At 63.1% G+C, this 15,191-nt stretch carries 17 protein-coding genes; 4 read left to right on the top strand and 13 right to left on the bottom strand.

All coding sequences use genetic code 11. The annotated features are described in order from the left end of the window. Positions 1 to 26 precede the first annotated feature (26 nt). From lysS to SynNOUM97013_RS00670, 6 genes are all read right to left on the bottom strand, one after another. Positions 27 to 1,496 (bottom strand): lysine--tRNA ligase, encoded by a 1,470-nt coding sequence (gene lysS / locus SynNOUM97013_RS00695; RefSeq protein WP_186480365.1) that lies wholly within the window; start codon positions 1,494 to 1,496, stop codon positions 27 to 29. Positions 1,497 to 1,584: 88 nt separating this feature from the next. After that, entirely contained in the window at positions 1,585 to 2,391 is an 807-nt protein-coding gene (rpaB, locus tag SynNOUM97013_RS00690; RefSeq protein ID WP_255442857.1) for a response regulator transcription factor RpaB, read from the bottom strand. A gap of 123 nt (positions 2,392 to 2,514) precedes the next feature. Continuing rightward, on the bottom strand, positions 2,515 to 3,822 hold the full coding sequence (locus SynNOUM97013_RS00685) for a sugar ABC transporter substrate-binding protein (RefSeq protein ID WP_186480364.1): 1,308 nt from the start codon (positions 3,820 to 3,822) through the stop codon (positions 2,515 to 2,517). A gap of 10 nt (positions 3,823 to 3,832) precedes the next feature. Next, positions 3,833 to 4,336, bottom strand: coding sequence for a rod shape-determining protein MreD (locus SynNOUM97013_RS00680; protein WP_186480363.1), 504 nt, complete (start codon positions 4,334 to 4,336; stop codon positions 3,833 to 3,835). Positions 4,337 to 4,339: 3 nt separating this feature from the next. After that, a complete protein-coding gene (gene mreC, locus SynNOUM97013_RS00675) occupies positions 4,340 to 5,083 on the bottom strand; it encodes a rod shape-determining protein MreC (protein WP_186480362.1) in 744 nt (247 codons plus the stop codon). Positions 5,084 to 5,088: 5 nt separating this feature from the next. Next, positions 5,089 to 6,141, bottom strand: a complete 1,053-nt coding sequence (locus SynNOUM97013_RS00670; protein ID WP_304623136.1) for a rod shape-determining protein — start codon at positions 6,139 to 6,141, stop codon at positions 5,089 to 5,091. A 153-nt stretch (positions 6,142 to 6,294) separates the two neighbouring features. On the opposite strand from SynNOUM97013_RS00670, the gene SynNOUM97013_RS00665 reads away from it, so the two are divergent. After that, complete coding sequence (locus SynNOUM97013_RS00665; RefSeq protein ID WP_186480360.1) at positions 6,295 to 6,690, top strand: single-stranded DNA-binding protein; 396 nt, start codon at positions 6,295 to 6,297, stop codon at positions 6,688 to 6,690. 79 nt (positions 6,691 to 6,769) lie between these two features. Here the strand turns inward: SynNOUM97013_RS00665 and SynNOUM97013_RS00660 are convergent, their stop codons facing one another. The 4 genes from SynNOUM97013_RS00660 to ahcY all read right to left on the bottom strand — a co-directional run bounded on the left by SynNOUM97013_RS00660 (position 6,770) and on the right by ahcY (position 9,584). Continuing rightward, positions 6,770 to 7,429: a DedA family protein gene (locus SynNOUM97013_RS00660; protein ID WP_186480359.1), complete on the bottom strand. Its 660-nt coding sequence runs from the start codon at positions 7,427 to 7,429 to the stop codon at positions 6,770 to 6,772. A gap of 52 nt (positions 7,430 to 7,481) precedes the next feature. Then, positions 7,482 to 7,784 (bottom strand): hypothetical protein, encoded by a 303-nt coding sequence (locus SynNOUM97013_RS00655; protein WP_186480358.1) that lies wholly within the window; start codon positions 7,782 to 7,784, stop codon positions 7,482 to 7,484. Between the two features lie 2 nt (positions 7,785 to 7,786). Next, positions 7,787 to 8,089, bottom strand: coding sequence for a hypothetical protein (locus SynNOUM97013_RS00650; RefSeq protein ID WP_186480357.1), 303 nt, complete (start codon positions 8,087 to 8,089; stop codon positions 7,787 to 7,789). 64 nt (positions 8,090 to 8,153) lie between these two features. Further along, a complete protein-coding gene (gene ahcY / locus SynNOUM97013_RS00645; protein WP_186480356.1) occupies positions 8,154 to 9,584 on the bottom strand; it encodes an adenosylhomocysteinase in 1,431 nt (476 codons plus the stop codon). A gap of 24 nt (positions 9,585 to 9,608) precedes the next feature. Here ahcY and tsaE point away from each other — a divergent pair, with 24 nt between their 5' ends. Both tsaE and SynNOUM97013_RS00635 read left to right on the top strand, forming a co-directional pair. Then, the gene (gene tsaE / locus SynNOUM97013_RS00640; protein WP_255442855.1) at positions 9,609 to 10,091 is read left to right on the top strand and encodes a tRNA (adenosine(37)-N6)-threonylcarbamoyltransferase complex ATPase subunit type 1 TsaE; all 483 of its coding nucleotides are present in this window, start codon (positions 9,609 to 9,611) and stop codon (positions 10,089 to 10,091) included. A gap of 2 nt (positions 10,092 to 10,093) precedes the next feature. After that, positions 10,094 to 11,041, top strand: coding sequence for a carbohydrate kinase family protein (locus SynNOUM97013_RS00635; RefSeq protein WP_186480355.1), 948 nt, complete (start codon positions 10,094 to 10,096; stop codon positions 11,039 to 11,041). Positions 11,042 to 11,055: 14 nt separating this feature from the next. On the opposite strand, the gene SynNOUM97013_RS00630 is transcribed toward SynNOUM97013_RS00635, so the two are convergent. The 3 genes from SynNOUM97013_RS00630 to SynNOUM97013_RS00620 form a co-directional block, all read right to left on the bottom strand. Then, on the bottom strand, positions 11,056 to 12,099 hold the full coding sequence (locus SynNOUM97013_RS00630) for a carbohydrate kinase (RefSeq protein ID WP_186480354.1): 1,044 nt from the start codon (positions 12,097 to 12,099) through the stop codon (positions 11,056 to 11,058). An 85-nt stretch (positions 12,100 to 12,184) separates the two neighbouring features. Continuing rightward, positions 12,185 to 13,333: an 8-oxo-dGTP diphosphatase MutT gene (gene mutT, locus SynNOUM97013_RS00625; protein WP_255442854.1), complete on the bottom strand. Its 1,149-nt coding sequence runs from the start codon at positions 13,331 to 13,333 to the stop codon at positions 12,185 to 12,187. 50 nt (positions 13,334 to 13,383) lie between these two features. After that, on the bottom strand, positions 13,384 to 13,656 hold the full coding sequence (locus SynNOUM97013_RS00620; protein WP_370586434.1) for a DUF2811 domain-containing protein: 273 nt from the start codon (positions 13,654 to 13,656) through the stop codon (positions 13,384 to 13,386). Between the two features lie 384 nt (positions 13,657 to 14,040). Here SynNOUM97013_RS00620 and SynNOUM97013_RS00615 point away from each other — a divergent pair, with 384 nt between their 5' ends. After that, a complete protein-coding gene (locus tag SynNOUM97013_RS00615) occupies positions 14,041 to 15,183 on the top strand; it encodes an efflux RND transporter periplasmic adaptor subunit (RefSeq protein WP_255442853.1) in 1,143 nt (380 codons plus the stop codon). Positions 15,184 to 15,191: the final 8 nt, after the last annotated feature.

The following is a 15,191-nucleotide window of genomic DNA, read 5'->3' as shown; positions in this document are numbered from 1 at the left end:
GGCCAATTCCGGCTTGAAGTGCTGCTTCAGGCGTCGGGACGCAGCAGCGGAAAGGCGATCACATCACGGATCGAAGGGCTGTCGGTGAGCAGCATCACCAGCCGATCAATGCCAATGCCAAGCCCCCCCGTGGGCGGCATGCCCACTTCCAGAGCTGTGACGAAATCCTCATCCAGACCCTGGGCCTCGAGATCGCCGGCGGCCTTGCGCTCCTGCTGCGCTTCCAGGCGCTGACGTTGATCCACAGGATCGGTGAGCTCACTGAAGGCGTTGGCGTGCTCACGCCCCACGATGAACAGCTCAAAGCGTTCCACCAGACCCGGTTTGCTGCGATGGGGGCGCGCCAGCGGTGAAATCTCCACCGGGTAGTCGATCACGAAGGTGGGCTGGATCAACGTCGACTCCACCGCCTGCTCAAAGGCTTCGTTGAGCAGGCGCCCCACCGAATCGGCCAGCTCAGGGGCGTGCAGGCCTTTCGCCTGCATGGCCGCCGCTGCTTCATCGCGGCTGGCGAAGCTGTTGAAATCCAGGCCGGTGGCGTCCTGCACCAGTTCATGCATGGTGGCGCGACGCCAGGGCGGGGCCAAATCAATCTCGGTGCCCTGATAGGTGAGGGTGGTGGTGCCGCAGACCTCCTGACACACCGAGCTCACCATCTGCTCGGTGAGCTCCATCATCCCGATGTAGTCGCTGTAGGCCTGGTAAATCTCCACCGAGGTGAATTCGGGGTTGTGGCGGGTGCTGACACCTTCGTTGCGGAAGATGCGCCCCAGCTCGTAAACGCGTTCAAATCCCCCGACTACCAAACGCTTGAGGTGCAGCTCGGTGGCGATCCGCAACGTCAACGGCAGATCCAACGCGTTGTGATGAGTCTCGAAGGGACGGGCATCGGCACCACCAGGCTGGCTCTGGAGCACCGGAGTCTCGATCTCCAGAAACGCACGGTCATCCAACCAGCGGCGAATTGCACTCACCGTGTGCGCCCGGCGCCGGAAGGTCTCACGGGACTGGGGCGTCACGATCAAATCGAGGTAGCGCTGGCGGTAACGCTTTTCAACGTCCGCCAGGCCATGCCACTTGTCCGGCAAGGGCTGCAACGCCTTGGTGAGCATCGTCCACTCGCTCACCTTCACCGACAGTTCGCCGCGGTCGGTGCGGCGCAGGATGCCCTGGACCCCGATCAAATCCCCCGCATCCACCAGGGACGTGATCTGGGCAAAAGCCTCCCCCAGGGCCGCTTTCTCGAGAAACAACTGAATCGTGCCGGTTTCATCCGCCAGGGTGAAGAAGGCGAGCTTGCCCATCACCCGGCGGGTCATCACCCGGCCGGCAACGGCCACAGCGCAGTCCCGCTCCTCACCCTTGGGCAGATCAGCATGATCCGCCTGCAGCGCAGCCATCCGATGGGTGGGCTCGAACAGCAGGGCGTAAGGCTCACGGCCCTGCTCTCTGAGTGCATTCGCCTTCTCGAGGCGGGTCTCACGCAGTTCAGACACAGGTGTGCGGGATGCAGTCGGGCGCCACTCTGCCGGTCGACGGGACCCGAAGGCGACCCTCAACCGTTAAATGCGAGGCCGCAAAGGATTAACCCGCTGCAGCGGCAGGCGCGCCATCGCCCATGCGCTGGGAGGAGTAACCGATGCCACGCACGGTGAGAATTAACTCAGGATTGCGGGGATCGGGCTCCAGCTTGCCGCGCAAGCGGGCCACGTACACATCAACGACGCGCAAATCAGCGGCACGGCGCGGCGGATAACCCCAGAGCTGTTCCAAGATTTCCGCGCGAGGCACCACCCGACCAGGTTCGCGGAACAGCAGCTCCAACAGGCTGAATTCCGTGTAGGTGAGCGAAATTCGCTCACTGCCGCGCGTCACCTGACGACGGTTGGTATCCACCACCAGGTCACCGACGCGGACTACCCCCTGACCGGTCGGAAGCTCCTTAGGTTCTGCAGTGGCAGAGCCGCGGCCAACCCGGCGAAGAATGGTGGCAATGCGGGCCTCCAGTTCCTTCGGGCTGAAGGGCTTGGGGAGATAGTCATCGGCGCCGAGGTCAAGGCCGGCCACGCGCTCGGAGATGGCTTCCAGCGCAGAAAGAAAAATGATTGGTACACACGACTCAGCCCGCAGTCGACGGCAGACCGCGAAGCCGTCGAGCTTGGGCAACATCACGTCGAGCACCACCAAGTCAGGAGACTCGCTGTGGAACATCTCTAAAGCCTGTTCACCGTCTTCGGCACAGACCACGCGATAACCCGCCAACTGAAGCCGCATCACCAAGACGCGTCGAACGGCGGGCTCGTCATCCACCACCAACAAGGTGGCCTTGTGGGACTCCGGAGCCAGCTGAAGCGGCCCATCGCCATTGGTTTGGGATGGCCCTTCGTGCATGCGCTCACTACTTGAAGAATCGCAACCCTACCGTTCGGGGTGAGCACATCGAGACTTTTGATCGGCTAATGAGCTCAGGCTTCGCCTTCTCTTAAGGATTCGATGCGGCTCAATCCAAACCCGTCAAGGCCAGCGTGAGCGGGCATAGCGGTTCCACTGCTCTTCGGCCTCAAGCACGGCCTGATCACTGCTGATCTGCCCCAACATCGCCCGCTGCAATTGGGTGTAGATGATGCTCTGAAGCCGCTTGACGCCTGGGGTGGCGGGCACCAGCACCCGTGCCCGCTCCAGAGTTTCAGCCGACAGCAACCGTGCCGCGCGAATCTGGGCTGCACCTGGATCCGAGGGACGCTCCGCCTCCAACTCCGCCCGCACCGCCGCCAAGGCCTGCATCGACGAGGGCAGCACCCGCGCCTCACGCGCAAAGCGGGCCTGATTGTCGCCGTTGGTGAGAAACAAAGCCAGCTTCACCGCATCGGCGGCCTGATCGCTTTGACGGGGCACGGCCAGGGTCATCAAAGCCACGTTGGCGGTGCCGTCCGCACCGGTGAGCGGCGGCTCGGCGGTGGTCACCGCCGCCACGCGGGGCGCATTGGTCTGGATGCTGCGCAGAAACTCGGCACCACTGGCCAGCAAAGCCAACTCTCCGCTCTGGTAAAGCTCAATCGCCCGGCGCTGACCTTGGCTGACCACCTCCCGCGGCAGCAACCCGTCCCGGTAGAGATCCGTCCAGAACGCAAAGGCTTTTCGACCCTCGGGCGTGTTGAACGCAGCCCGCTGGCGGTCATCCAACAGGGTCACACCCATCTGGACCAACGACTCCAGCAACTCAGCGGAGTCGTCCGGCACCACCGTCACAAACAGGCCATAGCGGCCAGTGCGCTCACGCACGCGCTGGGCATAGGCGGGCACGTCCTGCCAACGCCGGGGGGGTTCACTGATGCCGGCCTGGCGCAGCAGATCACCATTCACCAGGCTGAGGCGCACAGTCAGATACCAAGGAATGGCGATCTGTCCCGCCTGCGGATCGCGCGCTGCAGCCCATACGGAAGGCAGATACCGACTTGCCGCATCAGGCGGCAGCAATGGCGTGAGGTCGGTCAGACCACCCTTGCTAGCCAGATTGGCCGCAAACGGAGGGTTGAGGTTCACCACATCCGGTGCCGTGCGGGCGAACACCGCCGCCAGCAGCTTGCGCTCCACCGATCCCCAGGGCAGGTCTGTCCAGCGCACCGGCGCGTCGGGATGATCCTGCTCCCAGCTGCCGAGCACCGCTTCCATATAAGGGTTGAATTTGGGCGCGAGCTGCAGCGTCCACAACTGCAACGTGCCGGCTGGCATCGACGCTTGCCGGCAGCCCCAGCCGATGGTCGCCAGGCCCGCCATTGCCAGGCCCACCAGGAACAGACGCCGTCGTTTCAACACAGTCATGTAGAGGCAGTCATGCGGGAGCCCGGCGTCGCCAGAGGAGCAGCTGCCAGGATCCGACCATCGGAGCCAGCAGTGCAGTGATCAGTGACTGCGCCACGGTGGTGTGCAGTGCCCAGGCCTGGATCATCGCTTCCGGTGCCCCCAGCAACAGCCACTGCAGCCAGAGACTCAAGCCCAGCACCACCGTGCCGATCCAGGCCAGCAAACCGAGATTGAGGCTGCGCTGAATCGGTTGGCCGCGACGCCCCAGTCGCCCCCACCACCAGCCCATCAACATCAGCGCCGGCACCTGACTGGCATCGCCCAAGCTGAGCCCGTCCAACACCATCCCCAGGCCAGCACCGGCAATCACACCGGCGACGGGTCCATCCACCAGCGACCAGGGCAGCAACCAAAGGATGGCCCAACTGGGTGGAATGCCCTCCAGGGTGAGCCAGGACGGTGCGGACAGCTGCAGCAAGGGCACCAGCAACACGGAGGCCACACAGATGGGCTGACGATGCAGTGGGGTCATGGATCAGCGCACCCTCACCTGCACCCAATCGATGGCATCGGGAGCAGCGATCAGCTGCACCAGAGCCGTGGGAGCCGGCACGGCCCGCAGGTTCATCGACTGCACCACAGCCACCGGAAGATTGGGGGGCAACAGGGTGCTGGCGGGAGAGGTGCTGACTAGATCCCCCTCCTTCACCTGGACGTCCTTGTCGAGGAACTGCAGCTGGGGCCTGGCCGTGCCCAGTCCCAACAGCAGACCATGCTGACGGGTGCGCGGCAACCAGACGCCGATCCGACTGCCAAGGGCCGTGAGCAAGCGCACGCGGCTGGTGGTGGGCGTCACGCTCTGCACACGACCCACCAGACCACCGGGGCCCACCACCGCATCGTCTTTGGCCACACCCTGGATCGATCCCTTGCCGAGCTCCAGCTGCTGCCACCAACCGGACGCGGTGCGCGAAATCACAGCGGCCTGAAGCCAGTCGCCAGAGGCCTGCTGGTTCAGTTCCAACAGGCCTCGCAGGCGGGAATTGTCTTCCTCAAGCAGCAACAGGCGCGCAGCCTCTTCCTTCCTGGTGGCAGACCGAACCCATTCCCGCTGCGCCGTGCCGGGCCAAAACGGGCGGCTGATCAGCGCGAAGGCATCAGCAAAACCGGCGCCTTTACTGAACCGCACCAAGCCAAGCGCCATCAACAGCAGCAACCAGGGCCAAAGGCGTTGAACCGATCGCAGCCGCGAGCCCTGCGGCCACTGGGAGGAACCCATGACGGTCAGACGGCAGCGGCGGCGCGAACGAATTCAGGGGTGTCGAGCACCCGCTGCAGACGCTTGTAGTCCTCCAGCACCTGGCCGCAACCCTTGACCACACAGAGCAGCGGCTCTTCAGCGATGTGCGTGAAGATGCCGGTCTCGTGGCTGATCAGATCGCTGATGCCCCGAACCAGAGCACCGCCTCCGGCCAGCATGATGCCGCGATCGACGATGTCGGCGGCCAGTTCGGGCGGCGTGCGTTCCAGGGTGCGCTTCACCGCTTCCACAATCACGTTGAGCGGCTCGGCGATGGCCTCCCGGAGGTCGCCGGCCTGCAGCTGAATGGTGCGAGGCAGACCAGACAACAGGTGCAGACCGCGCACATCCATCACGGTCTGGTCGAACTCGTTGTCGGGGAAGGCAGAGCCGATGCGGATCTTGATCTCCTCTGCGGTGCGCTCACCCACCACCAGGTTGTGCACCTTCTTGAGATACACACCAATGGAGTCGCTGATTTCATCGCCAGCCACTCGCACCGACTCGCTGAGCACCGTGCCGCCCAGGCTGAGCACGGCCACCTCCGTGGTGCCGCCACCGATATCCACAATCATCGTTCCAACCGGCTCAGTCACCGGCAGACCTGCACCGATGGCGGCGGCCACAGGCTCATCGATCAGGTGCACCTCACGGGCACCCGCTAGACCTGCTTCACGCACGGCCCGACGTTCCACACCGGTCACACCGCTGGGGATGCCGACGACCAGCCTGGGGGCAACGATGCCGCGGCCCTCATTGCCCTTCTGGATGAAAGTCTTGAGCATCTGCTCGGCGGCGTCGAAATCAGCGATCACGCCATCGCGCAAAGGACGCACCGCACGAATGTTGCCGGGCGTGCGGCCCAGCATCAGTTTGGCTTCATCACCCACCGCCATGGTGACGCCACGCTCGAGATCGAGGGCAACCACCGAGGGCTCCTGCAACACAATCCCCTTGCCGGAGACGTAGATCAAAGTGTTGGCCGTGCCCAGGTCAATGCCGATGTCGCGGGACAGCTGGAAGCGACGGAAGAGCACTGGCGAAACCACATTTCGGCGAATCATAGGAGCAGTTTCCAGACCCATCTGTTACGTCTGACCTCGATGGGGGAACTCCTTGAAAGCAGCCACGACAACGGTCAATTCCGGCAACCGTGGCGCATCATTGACCCAACAAACAGGAGAAATTCAATGGGAGTTAATTCCGTGACCCTCGTCGGCCGGGCAGGCCGAGACCCCGAAGTGCGCTACTTCGAATCCGGAAGCATGGTGGCCAACCTCACCATCGCCGTGAACCGACGCAGCCGCGATGACGAGCCCGACTGGTTCAACCTCGAGATCTGGGGCAAGCAGGCGCAGGTCGCCGCCGACTACGTGAAAAAGGGCTCGATGTTGGGAATCATCGGCAGCTTCAAGCTGGATCGCTGGACCGACCGCAACAGCGGCGAAGAGCGCAGCAAGCCGGTGGTGCGGGTGGATCGCCTGGAACTGCTGGGATCCAAGCGCGACAACGAAGCCGCCTCCGGGAATTTCGGTGGCGGGAACTTCGGTGGTGGCGGCCCCAGCGAAGAGGAAGTGCCCTTCTGATCAGTCGCAATCTGATCAGCCGTAAGGCGCTGGCGTTGCCATCCGGCAACGCCGACGTCCTGACAGAGCATTCAACGCATCAATCAGCGGCGTTGCGACGACGCCAGATGCGCAAGCCAAGCCAGATGCCCCCGGCGAGCACTGCGATCACCAGCACCACCTTGATTCCTTTGCTGATCGGGTCGATCAGGGTTTCCACATTGCTGTAACCCTCACCCAGGACCATGCCGGCCACAGTGAGCAGCAAGGTCCAGATCAGGCTGCCGGCCGTGGTCCAGATCAGGAACGGGGTGATCGGCATCAGCTCAATGCCCGCCGGCACGGAGATCAGGGTGCGGATGCCGGGCACAAGCCGACCCCAGAACACAAGAGCCGTGCCATAGCGGTTGAACCAGCGACGGCTGCGTCCCAGTTCTTCCGGGCTGATGCCGATCCAACGCCCATGACGACCGAGCCAATGCTCAATGCGCTCCTCGTTGATTAAGCGACCGATGCCGTACCAGGGCAGCGCCCCCAGCACGGTGCCCAGCAAGCCAGCCAGAACAACGGGAATCAACTGCAGCTGTCCCTGCTGCACGTAGAAGCCCCCCAGGGGCATGATCAGCTCTGAAGGGATAGGCGGGAACAGATTTTCTAGAAACATCGCCGCGAAGATTGCGGCATACCCAGCCCAGGGATTGGCTTCAACCGCCTGACCGATCCACTCCGGCAGTTGAGTGACAAATTCGGTGAGCCCCATGCGTGCACTGGAAGACCGGGCAAGTCTTCCATGAAGAGCACGTGATGGACGCTCAGGTGCGAGGACGCCGGCTGGCCGGATCATCGGAGAGGCGCAACAACAGCGTGTCAGCGTCGAAACGCTGAAGCGAAAACTCGCTGGTGCAGATCGCGTCTGTAGATGGCACACAGCTGCGCGGGAGGGAATCATGAGAATTGCTGGATCGATGCCTTTTCAGATCCAGGCCATGGAGCCGCAGCTGAACAAAGGAAAAACTCTGATCCCCATCCAGCAACGGCGGGATCAGACGGTCAATTAGGGGGAACTGACGCACTGTGTTCTGCACCACCGGAGAGCCGGAAATGGTGCCTTCCACCTTCAGAGATGTTGCGGAATGGACAGCAGCGCAATGGCCACCAGGATGTAGAGCGGCGCCACAGCGGTGAGCGGGCGACTGAAACTGACCCACTCGACCAGGGCATCAGCTAGTGGGCGGCCCACCCGCACCCAATCGGAGGCGCCATCCATGGCCCGCACTAGATCATCGATATAGAGATCGACGGACAACATCAACGGCAGCAGGGCGATGAAGCCGGAACCAAACGCAGCCCACCACTGGCGTTGGATCACAGGATCCCTGACCAGATCCACCACCGGCTGAACCATCGAACGCTGTGCCATTGCTGCCAAAAATGGACATCAAAAAAGCCAGGCCGCGGAAGCGACCTGGCTGAACGTCAACCGATCAGTAGCGGTAGTGATCGGGCTTGTAGGGACCTTCCACCGGCACGTTGATGTAGTCGGCCTGATCCTTGCTGAGCTCGGTGAGCTTGGCGCCGATGCGACCAAGGTGGAGGCGGGCCACCATCTCATCGAGGTGCTTGGGCAGCACGTACACCTCTTTGCCGTACTCGTCGCCCTTGGTGAACAGCTCGATCTGAGCCAGCACCTGGTTGGTGAAGGAGTTGCTCATCACGAAGCTGGGGTGGCCGGTGGCGCAGCCCAGGTTCACCAGACGGCCTTCCGCCAGCAGGATGATCCGGTTACCGCTGGGCAGGGTGATGTGATCGACCTGCGGCTTGATGTTCTCCCACTCGTAGTTTTTGAGAGAGGCGACATCGATCTCGTTGTCGAAGTGACCGATGTTGCAGACGATCGCCTCATCCTTCATCTTCACCAGGTGCTCGTTGCGAATCACCTGGTAGTTGCCGGTGGCGGTCACGAAGATGTCCATCTCCTCGACCACATCTTCGAGACGGACGACGCGGTAGCCCTCCATGGCGGCCTGCAGGGCGCAGATGGGATCCACTTCCGCAATGCAGACGGTGGCACCAAGACCACGCAGGGACTGGGCCGAACCCTTACCCACATCGCCATAGCCGATCACCAGGGCCTGCTTGCCGGCCACCATCACATCGGTGGCGCGCTTGATGCTGTCCACCAGGGACTCGCGGCAGCCGTAGAGGTTGTCGAACTTGCTCTTGGTGACCGAGTCGTTGACGTTGATGGCGGGGAAGGGCAGCTCACCGCTCTTCTGCATCTTGTAGAGACGCGCCACACCCGTGGTGGTCTCCTCAGTCACACCCTGAATCTGAGCCTTGGTGCGCGAGTAAAAGCTGGGGTCCTGGGCCAGCTTCTTCTTGATCGAGGCGAACAGGAAGGTCTCCTCTTCGTTGCCGGGGTTATCCAGAACGGTGATGTCCTGCTCGGCCTTGCTACCCAGCATCACCAGGCCGGTGGCATCGCCACCGTCATCCAGAATCATGTTGGGGGAGCCACCGTCACCCCACTCGAGGATGCGGTGGGTGTACTCCCAGTACTCCTCCAGGGTCTCGCCCTTCACCGCGAAGACCGGGATGTTGCGAGCTGCGATGGCTGCAGCGGCGTGGTCCTGGGTGGAGAAGATGTTGCAGGAGGCCCAGCGCACTTCAGCGCCCAGCTCCACCAGGGTTTCGATAAGAACGGCGGTCTGAATCGTCATGTGCAGGGAGCCGGCGATGCGGGCACCCTTCAGGGGCTTCTCGCTGCCGTACTTCTCACGCAGCGCCATCAGACCGGGCATTTCGGTCTCGGCAATGTCGAGCTCTTTGCGGCCGAAGTCGGCCTGGTTGATATCTGCGATGACGCAATCGACGCCGAGCTTCAGCTCAGCCGCGGACGTGGGCGCTGCCACCATGGTTTCGGTGCTCCCTAAGAAAACGTGGAGTTGAATATCTGCAGAGACGCCGAGGCTTCGGGCTCGCTTGCGATTCAATCTACTGATCGGTCCTGGGACTTAGAGGACCTGGAGGCCACCCGCGCGCTGGGCCGCTGGCTGGTGGAACAGCCGGATCGACCGTCCCTGCTGTTGCTGAAAGGTCCTCTCGGCGCCGGCAAAACCTCGCTCGTCCAAGGCATCGCCGCAGCGCTGGACATTGATGAACCGATCACCAGCCCCACCTTCGCGTTGTCCCAGCACTACCCGCAGGGTTCGCCGCCGCTGGTGCATCTGGATCTGTACCGGCTGGAACACTCGGCGGCCGCCAACGATCTGTTTCTGCAGGAGGAAGAGGAAGCGCTTGGCATGGGAGCCCTATTGGTGGTGGAGTGGCCGGAACGGCTCAGCCTGACGTTGGCGGACGCCTGGACGTTGACGCTGGCCCATCACAGCGATGGGGGGCGGCGCGCCACGTTGATGCGCTGACGATGGAATGCCTCTGCCTTGGCGGCGTCTGCACTGATCTGGTCTGCCAGCCGATTTCGGCGTTACCGGCGCAGGGGCAGCTAATCGAAACCGACGGAATGGAGCTCAGCCTCGGCGGCTGCGCCGCCAACACCGCCGTCAATCTGGCCCGATTGGGTGTGCGCACGGGCATCGCCGCCTGCATTGGAGAGGATTTCTTCGGTGCTTTCATTCGTCAGACGCTTGAGGCAGCGGGTATCGACACCGCCGGCTTAGTGCACGCAACGGACGCCTCCAGCGCCAGCGCAGCCGTGATCAACGTGCGCAAAGAGGACCGCCGCTTCATCGCCCACGCTGGCGCCAACCGACTGTTGACACCCGCCATGGTCCCGGAGGGTCTGATCGAATCGGCTGCCGTGCTCTACATCGGCGGATTCCTGATGCTGGATGGCCTTGAGAGCCCGGAGATGCTGCGGCGACTGGCGCAGGCCCGATCAGCCGGCACGCGCATCGTGCTCGATGTGGTGCAAGTGGCGGATGCGAACGCCATGGCCCGGCTCAGGGCCATCCTTCCTTTCGTAGACGTGTTTCTGCCCAACAACGACGAAGCTGCTGCGCTGACGGGCTGCCGCCACCCCTGGGAGCAAGCCGATGCCTTCCGAGCCGCAGGCGCTCACACGGTGGTGATCACGTCAGGACAGCGAGGCGCCCACCTAGTGAGTGACAACACGCGCTTGCACATCGGTGCCTACAACACGGACTTTGTCGGCAGCACCGGTGCGGGCGATGCCTTCGCTGCCGGCTTCATCGCAGCGCTCCTGGACGACCAAGACCTGCCCACCTGCCTGTGCTGGGGCAGCGCCCTGGGAGCCAGCTGCGTGCGCAGCAGCTCAGCCACCGGCAGCGTGTTCAGCCGTGACGAGGCGCTGCAGTTCATCGCCAGTCACCCACTTGCGGTGGAAGCGTTTTGAAACGAAGCCGCGTTTCAGTCGTCGAGCTGCTCGAGAAACTGCATCACCCGGCTGGGCAAGGGCTGGGGATCAATGCCTCCGGGACCCGCGCAAACCAAAGCACCACAGGCCGCCGCGTAACGCACCACCTGTTTCACCACCGCTTCGCTGAGCCGCAGCGGCTGCCCGGCCGAAGGCGTCAGTGCCACCAGCTGATGCAGCAGCCCAGCCGTGAAAGCATCACCGGCTCCCGTGGTGTCCACCACCCGTGGCGGTGGCAACACCGGCATCGAACCGCGATGGCCGGCCATGCACCAACGCACCGGCTGACCACCATCGGTGACCAGCACATCGGGCTTCTGCGGCAGACCCCCACTGATCACCTCCGGATCGCTGCTGCTGAACAACCACTCGGCTTCCTCGCGCGCCAGCTTGATCAGAGCCGCCTGCTCCAGCAGTGGGCGCATCCGCGCCAGCTGATCAGGCCCGGGACCCGCAGCGGGATCGGCAGCGGCATCCCAGAAGGTGGGGCGCCAGTTCACATCCAGCGCGAGACGCACCCCCGATGCCGCAGCCTGCTGCACCGCCGCCTCGAGAGTCTGGGCTGAGGCCTCGGTGGCCAGGGGAATCGTGCCGATCAGCAGCCACAACGCCTGATCCACCAGGGCAGACCACACCAGCCCGAGGCTCTGGGCATCAAGGGCCTGATCCGCGAAGCACTCGCCCGCATCGCCGGTGAAGCCCTGAAACACCCGTTCACCGGAGGCGTCTCTTCTTACCAACACCACGCGGCTGGGCCGGTGAGCGTCACTTTGCAAGCCGCGCAGGTCCACGCCGCGATTGGCGAGGAGCTCGCGGAAACTGTCGCCGATGCCATCAAGCCCCAGGCGACCGATGAAGCCCACCGGCGTTCCGAGCCGCGCCAGGGCACAGGCCACATTGGCTGGAGCTCCCCCCAAGCGGTCGTCGCAGTCCGCCGGCGCAGCCGTGGCGGGGTCACCGCCCAGGGGACCCAATCGATCCACCAGAGCCTCACCCAGACAAAGCACCTGGGGAGCACCGCCAGCACGCATGGCCATCCGACAGGGTCAACTGTTTGCAGCGTGGCCAGCGGCACCAGAACTGCCAACCAGGGAAACCACTCAAGCAATCAGGCCTCGAGCTCTAGAGGGTCGACGGCAGCCCAAGGTGATCCATCAGCGCTGCAATCATCCGGCCATTGGCCGCAGGAAAGGGAAAGTTGCCAAGCTCCTCAGGCTTCACCCAGCGCACCTGCTGACTGGCCAGGGGCTGGGGTTCGCCTGAAAGCCATCGGCAGCGATGCACCACAAAGCGCAGCTTTTTGTGGCTGTAGGCATGCTCCACGGTGATCAGTTCCTGCTCCACCTCCACATCAATCGCCAACTCCTCCCGTAACTCGCGGCGGATGGTGTCAGCAATGGCCTCACCAGGCTCCTGCTTCCCCCCAGGAAATTCCCACATACCACCCAGCAAGCCTTCATTGAGCCGCTGATCGATCAACACCTCACCCTCCCCATTGAGCACCACGCCGACACCGATCACCTGGAAGGGAATGCTGCGGGGCGCCTCTTTCACGGGATAGAGCTCAGGAGTGCTCGCAGCGTAAGCAGCGCAGCTGGCCTGCCAGGGACAACAGTGGCAGGAGGGATTGCGCGGCGTGCACAGGGTGGCGCCCAGATCCATCAGGGCCTGGTTGAGATCACGACTGCGCTGGGGAATGGCCGCAATCAGCGCCTCACTCCAGGTCCAGAACAACACCTGATCACGCATGGGCGGCCGCGGATGGGCCATCAAGCGCGCCAGCACGCGACGGACATTGCCATCAAGAATCGCCAGCGGACTGTTGAACGCCGACGACAAGATGCCGCCTGCAGTACTGCGACCAATCCCCGGGAAGGCCAGCCAGCTGTCGAGATCCTGGGGCCAGAGGGCCAGCTCCGCGGGATCAGCGTCGATCAGAGCCAACAGCAATCGTGCCGTGGCATGCAGACGACGTGCGCGCGAGTAATAGCCAAGGCCTTGCCAGCGCAACAGCACAGACTGCTCATCGGCTTCAGCCAGGGCCGCGAGCGTCGGGAAGGCTTGCATCCATCGCTGCCAGTAAGGCAACACCACCTGCAGCTGGGTCTGCTGGAGCATCACCTCCGCGATCCAGATGCCGTAGGGATCCAGCAACACCTCCGGCAACGGCCATACACCCTCGGGCGTGAACATCCAGGGCTTCAAGGCGGGCTCCCGCCGGCCAAAGCGCTGCCACCAATCGAGCAGCAGCGACGCTGCGGTTTCAGGCACTGACGACGACAACCGCAACGAGCAACCCTCCGCCGCAGTGAATCACGGCATCAGATGGAGCACGACTCTCGGCGGAACAATCCGCCCAGATAGTGACGAATCACCGCAGGGTCCTTGCATCCCTGCTGAAACAGAAAACCAGCGATCGCAGATTGCACCAGCCGGTACTGATCCCACTGGGGATGCTCGGCAATGAACGCCGCCATGGCGCGGTGGAGGTCTTCCGGCATCTGATTTTCCACACTCACATGGATGGGAATCCCATCAGGCGTCTCGCGCAACTCAAGCCACTCGCTGTCAACGCCTCCATCAGGCCATGACAACCGAGGCGGTGTCAAAAAACGGAGTCACTCCGCTTAGCAAGCCGCTAAAAACAAAAACCCTGTGCCTGCCAGGTTTCTGGGCGACGCATTGGAGGCCAGTTCGCAATGGGCAACAACCCGTAGCCTCGCCGTCAAGGGGAGAACCACTTTTCCCCGCGCCTTAGCCAAAGCCCCGATCAACGATGGGATCCGAGATCACCAACTTGTGGAAAACCTGTGAAAAACGCAGCGATCAACGTGGATTGAAGCGCTGTTCACCGCTGCTGATCAGTCGCCCAACGGCACCATCAGCACTTCCAACCAATGGCCCCTGCGACAGAACCACCACCGTGCCGGTTGCGCCCTGAAAAACCCGGTAACGTCCGGCCTTCTTGCTGGGCTTACGTGCGGCGACCGCTCCTGCTTTCCGTCCTGGCCGCCACAGCCCTACTCACCAGCTGCGGGACACCCAAAGCAGCGCAGAAAATCATGACGGTGCAGACCGCCACGATCCGTGACGCCACCTTCCAGCCCAGCATCCAGGCCATCAGCCTGCTGGAGTCGACCACCACGGTGTCGCTGAGACCAGAAACCGACGGCCGCGTGGTGAAAGTGCTGGCCAAGGATGGGCAGCGGGTCAAGGCCGGCCAACCCATTCTGGTGCTCGACAACGTGCAGCTGAGCGCAGCACTGGATTCGGCACTGGCACAGGCCCGCACCGACAAACTCAACGCGGAGCGCTATCAGTTTCTCTACGAAAACGGCGCCGCTTCCGCAAAGCAACGAGACCAGTACGCCACCCAGGCCATCGCTTCCCGCGATCAGGCCCGCACCGCCGCGGCGAACCTCGGCTACAAATTTGTGCGCTCACCCATCGATGGCGTCATCGGCGATCTCGACACGGTGAAGCTGGGTGACTACGTGGAAGTCGGCCAGGCGATCACGGGCATCGTCAACAACTCCACCCTCTGGACCCTGATGCAGGTGCCCGCCACCCGCGCCAGTGATGTGGCCATCGGCCAGACCGTGAAGGTGGCCTCCCAGACAAACCCGCCGGTGACAGGTGAAGGCACCGTGAGTTTCATCTCTCCCTACTTCGGCATCAGTGGGAACAACCAGTCGCCGAACACGTTGATGGTGAAGGCCACCTTCCCCAACCTCAGCGGCCAACTGAAAACCGGTCAGTTTGTGAAAAGTGAAATCGTGATCGGCGAAAAGCAGGCCCTAGCGGTGCCGGTACAGGCGGTTTTTATGCAGGCCCAGCAACCCTTCGTGTATGTGACGGTGCCATTGAGCCGTGCCCTGCCCAAGATCAAGGCGTCGGCTGCCGTCCCCGAAGCCCAGAAGCGAAAGCTGGCCAAACTGCCCGCCACCACACCGATCGTGGTGCAGCGGGCCGTGACCCTGGGGGACCTGCAGAACAACCTTTATCCAATCCAGTCGGGGTTGAAACGGGGTGAACGGGTGGTGGTGAGCAACACCGCACTGCTTAGCAATGGCGTTCCGGTGAAGATCGCCACGGGATCCGCCAAGGGCGCCAGCAACTGAGGGCAGGC

It is taken from the genome of Synechococcus sp. NOUM97013, assembly GCF_014279815.1.
In the GTDB taxonomy this organism is placed as follows: domain Bacteria; phylum Cyanobacteriota; class Cyanobacteriia; order PCC-6307; family Cyanobiaceae; genus Synechococcus_C.
This window is presented reverse-complemented; position numbering and strand designations above follow the sequence as displayed.